2 protein-coding genes are annotated in these 1,711 nt (G+C 73.1%); one reads left to right on the forward strand and one right to left on the reverse strand.

Annotated elements, in window-relative coordinates:
- Positions 1-152: 152 nt before the first annotated feature.
- Positions 153-692 carry a sigma-70 family RNA polymerase sigma factor gene (locus tag FV228_RS28860; RefSeq protein ID WP_147857605.1) on the reverse strand — a complete coding sequence of 180 codons (540 nt, stop codon included), beginning with the start codon at positions 690-692 and terminating at the stop codon, positions 153-155.
- A gap of 321 nt (positions 693-1,013) precedes the next feature.
- On the opposite strand from FV228_RS28860, the gene FV228_RS28865 reads away from it, so the two are divergent.
- Positions 1,014-1,711, forward strand: a 698-nt coding sequence (locus FV228_RS28865) for a S1C family serine protease (RefSeq protein WP_147857604.1), incomplete at its 3' end; no start/stop codon positions are given.

Below are 1,711 nucleotides of genomic sequence, written 5' to 3' on the forward strand. Positions count from 1 at the left end.
GGCCTGCACCCGGGCCGCCGCGGCGGTATCGGTGGCGAGCGCGAGCGCCATCGCGGCCCGCTCCTCGCGGTCGAGGGTGCCGAGCACGTACTCGGCCGCGCGCAGGTCCGGGTCCGAGCCGGGATTCGCGGTCAGGTCGCCCGGTCCGCCGGTCACGTGACCGCCTCCAGGCAGGTCTTCAGCGATGCGAGCGCCCGGTGCAGCCAGGTCTTGATCGTGTTGACCGGCCGGTCGTAGCGCTCGGCCAGCTCGTCCCGGGAGCGGCCCTCGCAATAGGCCAGCACCACGCAATCCCGGTGCGCCGGCTCCAGCCGGCCGAGGCAGGCCCCGAGCGCGTCCCGGTCCAGGAACGCCGCGGCGTCGTCGTGCGGGTCCATCAACCGCGCCACCCAATCCTCGCCGTCATCCCGCACCGGTCCCTGAACCTCGGCCGATCCCTTCCGGCGCAGGCCGTCGATCGCCCGGTTCCGGGCGATCGTGCACAGCCATGCGAACGGGCGTCCGGCCTCGGGGTCGTAGCTCCCGGCGGCCTGCCAGATCCGCAGATACGCGTCTTGCAGGACGTCCTCGGCAAGGGACCGATCGCGCTGGATACGCAGGATCACGCCGAAGAGTTTCGGGCTGGTCAGGTCGTAGAGTTCGGCCAGGGCGGCCGCCTCGCCGCGCCCGATCTCGAACAGCAATCGGCGCAGCCGCGCATCGTCGGCGCCGTGAAGGCCCGGCGGCACCCGGTCCTGAGGCGCCCCCGCGGCAAAGATCGGTCCGGCCAAGATCCGTTCCAGCGTCCGCGCGCCGTTCCCCTGCCGGTCGCGCTCCCGTAAGATAGTTCTAAGCGCCCCCGCGCGTCCTGTCACATCGCCGGCTCCGCGCGGGACCCGCGACGGGTTCGCCGGCTCAGCGATCCGCGCGCGGCGCCGCGCCACGGGTGTCGCAGGCCGTGCCGACAGCCTATCTTAGTCTGATTTCGCGCGTCCGGCGGCGCCGGAGCAGAGCGAACGAGTCGAAGGAATCTCATGGCGACGCAGGGCGAGTGGAAGATCCCCGCGCAGGCCCAGCCCAGGCCTGCGGATTACGGCTACGATCTCGATCGGGCGCTCTCGTCGGTGCTCGCCCTCTCGGCGCGGGTGCCGGAGAGCGCCTTCACGGCCGAGACCCTCGGCACCGAGCGCGCCGGCAACGGCGTGGTGATCCGGGAAGACGGGCTGGTGCTCACGGTCGGCTACCTCGTCACGGAGGCCGAGAGCGTCTGGCTCACCACCCGGGAGGGCCGCTCGGTCCAGGGTCACGTGCTCGGCTTCGATGCCGCAACCGGCTTCGGCCTGGTCCAGGCGCTGGGCGATCTCGGGGTCCCGGCCCTGCCGCTCGGCCAGTCGGCCGGCCTGAAGACCGGCGACCGGGCCGTGGTGGCGGGGGCGGGGGGGCGCCAGCGCTGCGTCGCCGTCGAGGTCGTGGCCCGGCAGGAATTCGCCGGGTACTGGGAGTATGTCCTCGACGAGGCGCTGTTCACCGCCCCGGCCCACCCCCATTGGGGCGGCACCGCGCTGATCGGCGCGCAGGGCGAGCTGCTCGGCATCGGCTCCCTGCAATTGCAGCAGGGCGGCAGCAGCAATGCCCGCCCGATCAACATGGTGGTGCCGATCGACCTGCTGCCGCCGATCCTCGACGACCTGGCCACGCGCGGGCGCGCCAACCGGCCGCCGCGGCCCTGGCT

The organism is Methylobacterium sp. WL18 (assembly GCF_008040015.1).
GTDB lineage: Bacteria > Pseudomonadota > Alphaproteobacteria > Rhizobiales > Beijerinckiaceae > Methylobacterium > Methylobacterium mesophilicum.